Origin of the sequence: Amycolatopsis sp. NPDC059021, assembly GCF_042739895.1 — a bacterium.
Classification (GTDB): domain Bacteria; phylum Actinomycetota; class Actinomycetes; order Mycobacteriales; family Pseudonocardiaceae; genus Amycolatopsis.
Genome location: NZ_JBHYIQ010000006.1, coordinates 179,659 through 187,796, shown reverse-complemented (window position 1 = coordinate 187,796; position 8,138 = coordinate 179,659). Strand labels below are relative to the sequence as shown.

6 protein-coding genes are annotated in these 8,138 nt (G+C 69.9%); 3 read left to right on the top strand and 3 right to left on the bottom strand.

Features of this window, described 5'->3' with window-relative positions:
- Positions 1-182: 182 nt before the first annotated feature.
- Positions 183-1,781 carry a beta-N-acetylhexosaminidase gene (locus ACFWX1_RS05475; protein ID WP_378384134.1) on the bottom strand — a complete coding sequence of 533 codons (1,599 nt, stop codon included), beginning with the start codon at positions 1,779-1,781 and terminating at the stop codon, positions 183-185.
- 585 nt (positions 1,782-2,366) lie between these two features.
- Here ACFWX1_RS05475 and ACFWX1_RS05470 point away from each other — a divergent pair.
- Complete coding sequence (locus tag ACFWX1_RS05470; RefSeq protein ID WP_378384132.1) at positions 2,367-4,109, top strand: serine/threonine-protein kinase; 1,743 nt, start codon at positions 2,367-2,369, stop codon at positions 4,107-4,109.
- A 2-nt stretch (positions 4,110-4,111) separates the two neighbouring features.
- On the opposite strand, the gene ACFWX1_RS05465 is transcribed toward ACFWX1_RS05470, so the two are convergent.
- The gene (locus ACFWX1_RS05465) at positions 4,112-4,684 is read right to left on the bottom strand and encodes a class I SAM-dependent methyltransferase (protein WP_378384130.1); all 573 of its coding nucleotides are present in this window, start codon (positions 4,682-4,684) and stop codon (positions 4,112-4,114) included.
- A 55-nt stretch (positions 4,685-4,739) separates the two neighbouring features.
- Here ACFWX1_RS05465 and ACFWX1_RS05460 point away from each other — a divergent pair, with 55 nt between their 5' ends.
- Positions 4,740-5,495 carry a helix-turn-helix domain-containing protein gene (locus ACFWX1_RS05460; RefSeq protein WP_378384128.1) on the top strand — a complete coding sequence of 252 codons (756 nt, stop codon included), beginning with the start codon at positions 4,740-4,742 and terminating at the stop codon, positions 5,493-5,495.
- Between the two features lie 7 nt (positions 5,496-5,502).
- Here ACFWX1_RS05460 and ACFWX1_RS05455 read toward each other — a convergent pair whose 3' ends face one another.
- A complete protein-coding gene (locus tag ACFWX1_RS05455) occupies positions 5,503-7,065 on the bottom strand; it encodes a dolichyl-phosphate-mannose--protein mannosyltransferase (RefSeq protein ID WP_378384126.1) in 1,563 nt (520 codons plus the stop codon).
- Between the two features lie 89 nt (positions 7,066-7,154).
- Here ACFWX1_RS05455 and rsmI point away from each other — a divergent pair, with 89 nt between their 5' ends.
- Entirely contained in the window at positions 7,155-8,000 is an 846-nt protein-coding gene (gene rsmI / locus ACFWX1_RS05450) for a 16S rRNA (cytidine(1402)-2'-O)-methyltransferase (RefSeq protein ID WP_378384124.1), read from the top strand.
- Positions 8,001-8,138 lie beyond the last annotated feature (138 nt).

Here is an 8,138-nt window from a genome sequence, read left to right as displayed (position 1 = left end):
CGCGAATGGGGCATTGACGGCGTTCAACGTCCCCAATGCGCCATTCGCGACACCACCCCGGCACACCCCTTGGGGTGCTCGACCGCGGCGATCCGGACCCCGGGCCGAAAAGGCCGTGGGGGCCTCCTTGAGGGAGTCTGAGTCCCTCGGGGAGGCCCCCACGGATCATCGGGGGATGGGTTTTACTTCCAGTCGACCTGCGGGGAGCGGTAGAAGTCGATGCCCTGCGCGGTCCACCGCGGGCCCTGCTTGGCCAGCCGCGCCCGGTAGGCGTCCCAGTTGTGCGTCGACTTCGGCGACCACCCGATCTCGGCGTGCCCGGCGAGCCGCGGGAAGGCCATGTACTCGATGTGGTCGTTGTTCAGCAGCGTTTCCGACCACAGCGGGGCCTCGACGCCGGCGACCTGGCTTTCCGACACGCCCTGCAGGTACGTGGCCGGATCCCAGTCGTAGGCGTCCTTGACCTCGACGTACCCGGCCCAGTGCAGGCCGAGCGGGCTGTCCTTGTTGTACTGCATGTCGAGGTAGGCCTTGTTCGCCGGCGAGAACAGGATCTTGTTGCCCCGCGCGGCGGCCGCGGCGACGTCCGCGTTGGTGCCGACGGTGTCCCAGAACTGCGGGATCGCCGAGGTCGGCGGCTGCGATTTGGCGATGTCGTGCCAGCCGGTGATCAGCTTGCCGTACTTGGCCACGATCGGCTGGACCTTGCGCTCGAAGGTCAGGTAGTCCTCCGGCTTGGTCGCGTGGGCCTCGTCGCCGCCGATGTTGACGTACTTGCCCGGCGTCAGCGCCGAAATCTCGCGGATCACGTCGTCGAGGAACTTGTACGTGATGTCCTTGTTGATGCACAGCGAGCTGTAGCCGACCTCGATGTCGGTCCGCAGCGGCGGCGCGACGCCGTCGCAGTTCAGCTCGGCGTAGGAGGCCTGCGCCGCGTTGGTGTGGCCGGGCATGTCGATCTCCGGCACGACGGTGATGTGCCGCGAGGCCGCGTAGGCCACCAGGTCCTTGTACTGCTCCTGCGTGTAGTAGCCGCCCTTGCCGCCGCCGACCTGGGTCTGGCCGCCGTAGGTCGCCAGCCGCGGCCAGCTCTTGATCTCGATGCGCCAGCCCTGGTCGTCGGCCAGGTGCAGGTGCAGCGTGTTGATCTTGTACTGGGCGATCTGGTCGATGTAGGTCTTGACCTGGTCCGGGTTGAAGAAGTGCCGGGCGACGTCGAGCATCGCGCCGCGGTAGCCGAAGCGCGGGTAGTCGAGGATCGAGCCGCCCGAGACGGTCCAGCGGCGGTGCTGCACGGACTTCGCGTCGATCGCCGACGGCAGCAGCTGACGCAGCGTCTGCACGCCGGTGAACAGGCCGTCGGCGGTGTTGGCCTTGAGCGTCACGCCGTGGCGGGACACGTCGAGCTGGTAGCCCTCGGTGCCGACGCGCTTGTCGGCGTGGCCCAGCTCCAGCGAGATCGCCGGAGCACCCCAGTTCTTGGACACGACCGGCAGCCGGTAACCGGTGGCCGGGCGGAGAAGGTCGCGGAGGTAGTCCGCGACCTGGTTCGCGCCCTTGTCGGCGCGGATGACGGTGTACGGCGAGAGCTGGAAGCTCGCCTTGGCGTCGGCCTTCGCCTCGACGGGCGCGGGGACGACGTCGGTCACGCTGCGTTCGGTGTTTCCCTGGTGACGATCGGCTTCGGCGGCCGTCGCCGAGCCTGCCAGCGCGGGCAGGCCGAGAGTCGCGAGACTCACGACGGCCGCGCCCAGCACGGCTCTGGACAAGCGCTTCCTCACGGAGCACCTCCGGTCGGGGATCAGGAGAGTCGTTAAAGAGGTATAGACCAATGTGGTGTGGAGCACAACACTCCTTCGTCGTACTGGTCCAGACCGGTGATCGGCTCAGCGTGACGGCCGCATGAACGAGCGGCGCGCGTCCGGGCGCCGGCGGCGGCGTTTTCCGTGAAGTCTTGCCGGAGTGCTGCGCAGGGTGACGTGTCCACAGTGGATGAACCGGCAGGTGGTCGGCGCGGGGTGCCGCGAAACTAGCCACCGCTCCCTGGCGATAACTTTCCGTAATCGACTGGTGGCTCGCCGGGCCTCGGCTTCGTCGGTCGGGGAATCACCGACATCGGGTGAAGGGCCCGCTCCACGCGGGGCGGCTCAGGCACTCGACGTCGTGATTGCGGTATTCAGGTGAACCTGGACGCCGGAGCCGGGCGCTATCAGCGGAGTCACAGGACCACTACGGAGGATGGGCTGTGCCACATACCCGGCAACCTCGCGGGAACGGTGAGCGTCCTAAGCTGGACCACGGGGGAACAAGCTCGTGGCGTCACGGAGACGTCACGGGACAACACAGACGGTGAGGGGAGCCAGGCGGTGGGCGGACTCGCGAGCGCACTGCTCTCGCTCGCGCATTCCCTGTTCGGGCCGGGAATCTGGCCCGGTGACTGGGTCTGGGCGACGAGTACCGCCGGCGCGCTCGTCGCACTGGTGCCCGCGATCGGCGCACTCGCCGTCGCGATCGTCCGCAAGGGGACCGGCAACCGCTACGACGCGGTGACGCTGTCGGTGTTCGGCGGGATCGGCGTGGTCAGCACGCTGGTACTGCCGTGGCTGCTGTCCGTCGGCATCTCCGAGGTCTACCGCGCGGTGAACGCCGGGGAGAAGAGCGGCCTGTCGAAGGCCGAGCTGGCGACGATGGACAAGTCCTACGCGGACTTCATCGGCCCGCAGAAGACCTATCTCGGCGGCGGCCAGAACATCTACGAGACGTTGTTCTACCCGCACGGCCTGCAGATCTCCTACGTCTACTACCTGGTCGCGCTCATCGCGCTGCCCGCCGCGTCGCTGCTGTTCGTCATGCTCCAGGCGCGGACGGCGTTCCGGCGCGGCCCGAAGTGGCCGTCCCGGTTCTTCTGGATCCCGTTCGTGGTCATGGTGCTGGTCAGCGTGTCGATGGAGGCCAACACCGCGGTCCACTTCTGGCTCGGCTTCCTCCCGTTCAGCGTGCTGGGGCTGATCCCGGTCGCGCTGGTCGGGCCGCCGCCGTGGTCGGTCATCCACCGGTCGGTGCAGGAGAAGCGCGACCCGGAACCGCAGCGCCCGCCCCAGCAGCCGCCCTCGCAGGCCGCGCCCGTTCCGCCGCCACCGCGGCAGTACCCGGCGACGGCGCTCGCGCAGGCTCCCGAACCTCCGGCACTCGCTGCCATACCGGGCCCGGTCCCGCCGCCGCCCGGCTCACGCAACGCGGGCGGCAGCCGCTACCGGCGTGTCCGGCAGCTCGGTGCCGGGGGGTTCGGCACCGTGTGGCAGGCCGTCGACACCCAGCTCAACCGCACCGTCGCGCTGAAGATCGCGCACGCCCCGGACCGCGACACCGAGGAGCGGATGCAGCGCGAGGCTCGCGCCCTCGCCGTCGTGAACCACCCGAACTGCGTCAAGGTCTACGACCTGGTCGAGGAACCCGACGGACTCGCGCTGGTGATGGAGTACCTGGAGGGCCGCGCGCTCGCCGACATCGTCGATGCCCACGGCCCGCTCGACGACATCGCCGCCGGACGGCTGTGGTCGACGATGGCCGGGGCGCTGGCCGCCGCACACGACAAGGGCGTGCTGCACCGCGACCTCAAGCCGTCGAACATCATCATCGACCCCGGTGGGCTGGCCCATCTGATCGACTTCGGGATCGCGCGCAGCCAGGGCGATTCGAAGCTGACCGCGACCGGGATGATGATCGGCACGCCCGACTTCGTCGCCCCGGAGACCGCCATGGGCGCCCCCGCGAGCCCCGCGTCCGACGCGTGGCAGCTCGCCGCGACCGTGAGCTACGCGCTGTCCGGACAGCCGCCGCGCGGCACCCGTGAGACGCCGATGGCCGCGCTGATGGCCGCCGCGCGTGCCGAACCGGTGTCCCGCCTGCCCCAGCGCAGCGCGCACACCCGGATCCTGAGCGCCTCGCTCGACCAGGAACCCCGGCGCCGCCCGACGCTGAACGCGGTGCGCCGCGAGGTCGAAGGCTGGCTCGCCCGCGCGGGCAAGTCGCCGGACGGCCCGGTCACCCAGCTCGTTCCCCGGCAACCGCAGCGCACGAGGCAGGTGCAGCCGCCGCCGCGTCGCTGACGTCAGGCCGCGGGCTTGACCGCGGAGAACTCGACGTACTCCTTGGGCACGTGGCGCACCTGTTCCTCGGCGAACCCGGCCCGCCGCAGCCGCTCCGGCAGGGCATCGGCGTCGACGACGTTCATCGTGTCGCCGATGTGCAGCAGCCGGAACGCGAGGCTGGACTGGCTGTCGGTACCGCGGAACAGCCCGCCCGGCCGCAGCACCCGCGCCGCCTCGGCGAAGATCGCGTCCTGCAGTGCGGCCGTCGGCACGTGGTGCAGCATCGTGAAGCACACGACCGCGGAGAACCGCCCGTCCTCGAACGGCATTTCGGCGCCGCTGCCGTGCACGACCTCGGCACGGTCCCCGTACTTGTCCCGGAGCAGGCGGCTCGACGCGTCGTCGACCTCGATCACGGTCAACGACGAGGTCCGCCGCAGCAGGACGTTCGTGGTGGCGCCGAAACCGGGGCCGATCTCGAGGACGTCGTCGCCGAGGTCGAAGCCGTCCAGGAACTCCGGCAGGACGTCGTCGATCTTCTTGGCCCAGAATTCCGAGCTGCAGAGCTTGCGGTGCAGGAAGTTCATCGGCATGCATCCGACGGTAGGCAGGCGCGATCGTGGCCGGAAGGCGATAGCCTGACAAGTGATGTCGCCAAACGGTCAATTTCACGGGCAGTCCGGTGCGATGCTGCTCGGCGCGTTCGACTTCCCGGCCGGAACGTGGACGCCGTGGCATGAGCACGAGAGCCATCACCAGCTCGTCTGGGCGGCGCGCGGCGTGCTCGCGGTGAACGTCGGCGAGGCGCATTGGGTCCTGCCCCCGACCCGCGCGCTGTGGCTGCCCGCCGGCGTCCGGCATCGCAGCGGTTCGATCGGCCACGCGGTGATGCTCGGGATCTACGCCGATCCGCCACGGTGCCCGGTGAGCTGGCCGGAACCCCGCATGGTCGCGGTCCGGCCGTTGCTGCGCGAACTGCTGGATCACCTCACCGATCCGGACCTGCCCGAACAGCCGCGGCGCCGCGCCGAGGCAGTGGCGTTCGACCTGCTGGAACCCCTCGACGTCGTCCCGATCGCGGTACCCGCGCCGTCGGACCCGCGGGCCGTCGACGTCCAAACCGCGGTCACCGCCGACCCCGCCGACCCGCGCGGGCTCGCCGAGTTCGGCCGCGCGGTGGGGGCGAGCGAACGAACCTTGGCACGGATCTTCGTCCGCGAATGCCACATGACGTTCGGGACCTGGCGGACGCAAGTACGCCTGCGCGCGTCGCTACCGCTGCTGGCCGCCGGACTGCCGCTCGCCACCGTGGCCGAACGGGTCGGCTACGCGTCGGCGAGCGCGTTCGTCGCGGCTTTCCGGCGCGCTGTCGGCGTCACGCCCGGCGCCTACTTCGCCGGGTGAGTGGGGGCTAACGCCAGGAGGGCAGCCACATTTCGGCCTGCCAGTGCGCGTTGGTGATCGGGACGCCGTTCAGGATCGGCCACAGCCAGGCGAAGTTCGCCACCACCAGCCCGACGTAGAGCGCGACGACGAGCAGACCGGTGCCCCGGCGTTCGAACCCGCGTTTGGCGCCGCCGAGGATCTGCCCGAGCGCCAGCGTCAGCCCGAGCACCAGGAACGGGGCCATCGGCGTGGCGTAGAAGAAGTACATCTGCCGGTCGATGTTGGTGAACCACGGCAGCAGGCCGGCGAAGTAGCCGACGAGCACCGCGGCGTACCGCCAGTCCGCGCGGAAGAACCAGCGCCAGAGGCCCCAGCCGAGCATCGGCAGCGCCAGCCACCACATCGCCGGGGTGCCGATGAGCATCGTGATCGAGGTGCAGCGCGATTCACCGCAGCCGGTCAGGTTGCCGTTGGTGTAGTAGAGCATCGGCCGCAGGCCCATCGGCCAGGTCCACGGCTTGGACTCCCACGGATGCGGGTTGGTCTTCGGCGTCAGCAGCGTCTCGTGGAAGTGCAGGACGTTCATCGCGTAGTCGCCGAGCGAGCGCAGCGCCGGCGGCACCCAGCCCCAGAACCCGGGGGCGATGTCCTTGATCTCGGTGTAGTGCCGGTCGGTGCCGGTCTCGCTGGCGAACCACGCCCAGAACGCCGCCAGGTACATCAGGAACGGGATGATCAGGATCGCCCACAGCGCGGGCAGCACGTCCCGGCGGAGCGTGCCGAGCCACGGCCGTTCGACGCCCGCCGCGCGCCGCGCCGCGACGTCGAAGGCGACACACAGCAGCCCGAACGCGGCGATGTAGTACAGCGCCGACCACTTCACGCCGAAGGTCAGGCCGATCATCAGGCCGGTCGCGAACCGCCACCAGCGGAACCCGAGCTTCGGGCCCCACGGGGATTCGCCGATCCAGCCCTCACGGACCGCGACCGCGAGCCGCTCCCTGACCTGGTCGCGGTCGCACAGCAGACAGGAGAACGCGGCCAGCACGAACACCGCGATGAAGATGTCGAGCATGCCCATCCGCGACTGCAGGTGCAGTACGCCGTCGCAGATCACCAGCACCCCGGCGATCCCGCCGAGCAGCGTCGAGCGGGTGAGCCGCCGCGCGATGCGGATGGTGAGCAGCACGATCAGCGTCCCGGCCAGCGCGGGCATGATCCGCCAGCCCCAGCCGTTGTAGCCGAACAGCCATTCGCCGATCGCGATGAGCTGCTTGGCCAGCGGCGGGTGGACGACCAGCTCGTACCCGGCGTTGTCCTCGTAGCCGCCGTTGCGCAGCATCTGCCACGCCTGCGGGACGTAGTGCTTCTCGTCGAAGACCGGGGTGCCGACGTCGGTGGCGCCGGCGAGATCCTGGATCCGGACGATGGCGCCGATGACGGTGAGCACGAGCGTGACGATCCAGCCGCGCAGGCGGTCGGTCGGCATCCCGCGGCCGAGCAGCGTGGCCTCCCGGTCGGATGGGGGCGCTTCGGCCGGGCCCGGCCGCACGCCCTCGTCGTCGGGACGGGTCAGCAGTGCGGTCACGGGGCCTGATACTACGGCCGGGCCTGTTCGCTCGTCGTGCGGATCGGTGACATTCGCCGGGGTTGTCACGGGCCTTATAGGGTGCGGCCATGAGTTCCTCCCCGACGGCAGGTCGTCTGGTGCTGGCGGCCACCCCGCTCGGGGACGTGCGCGACGCGTCGCCCCGGCTGGCCGAGGCGCTGACCGACGCCGACGTCATCGCCGCCGAAGACACCCGCCGCCTGCGTGCGCTGGCCGCCGCTCTCGGCGTCACGCCGCGCGGGCGTGTCGTGAGCTTCTATGAGGACGTCGAGACGTCACGGTTGCCGAAGCTCGTCGAGTCCCTGCGGTCGGGCGAGACTGTCGTGTTGGTGACCGACGCCGGGATGCCGAGCGTGTCCGACCCGGGCTTCCGGCTCGTGGCCGCGTGTGTCTCGGAGGATCTGCCGGTGACGTGCCTGCCGGGGCCGTCGGCGGTGACGACCGCGCTCGCTTTGTCCGGTTTGCCGTGTGACCGGTTCTGTTTCGAGGGTTTCGCGCCGCGTAAGCCGGGGGAGCGCGCGAAGTGGCTGTCGGCGTTGGTTGCCGAGCAGCGGACTGTGGTGTTCTTCGAGTCGCCGCATCGGCTGGCGAGCACTCTGGCCGATGCTGTTTCGGTGTTGGGCGCCGATCGTCAGGCCGCGGTGTGCCGCGAGCTGACCAAGACGTATGAGGAGATCAAGCGCGGGTCTCTTTCGTCGTTGGCCTCGTGGGCTGCCGATGGGGTACGTGGCGAGATCACCGTGGTGCTGGCCGGGGCGGAGCCGCGGTCGGTGTCGGTGGCGGATCTCGTGGGGGAGGTCAGTGCTCGGGTCGCGGGTGGGGAGCGGCTGAAGGCCGTGGCCGCTGAGGTGGCGGAGGCTGCTGGAGTGTCCAAAAAGGAGCTTTACGACGCGGTGCTCGCGGCTCGGAAGTGACGGGTCGGACGTCCCCAGGCGTCGCCCGATGTCGCGAACGCTCCGTTTGAGACGAAGGTGCTCGACAAACTGGCAGTGGCAGAACCACACAGAACAGCGCCGAAACACCAACCCCCCCAACGATACCCAGAGCACACC

Bases quoted from the DNA above. Each gene is read 5' to 3' on its own strand.
- ACFWX1_RS05465 (WP_378384130.1), bottom strand. From the start codon at position 4,684: ATGCCGATGAACTTCCTGCACCGCAAGCTCTGCAGCTCGGAATTCTGG.
- ACFWX1_RS05460 (WP_378384128.1), top strand. From the start codon at position 4,740: ATGTCGCCAAACGGTCAATTTCACGGGCAGTCCGGTGCGATGCTGCTC.
- rsmI (WP_378384124.1), top strand. From the start codon at position 7,155: ATGAGTTCCTCCCCGACGGCAGGTCGTCTGGTGCTGGCGGCCACCCCG.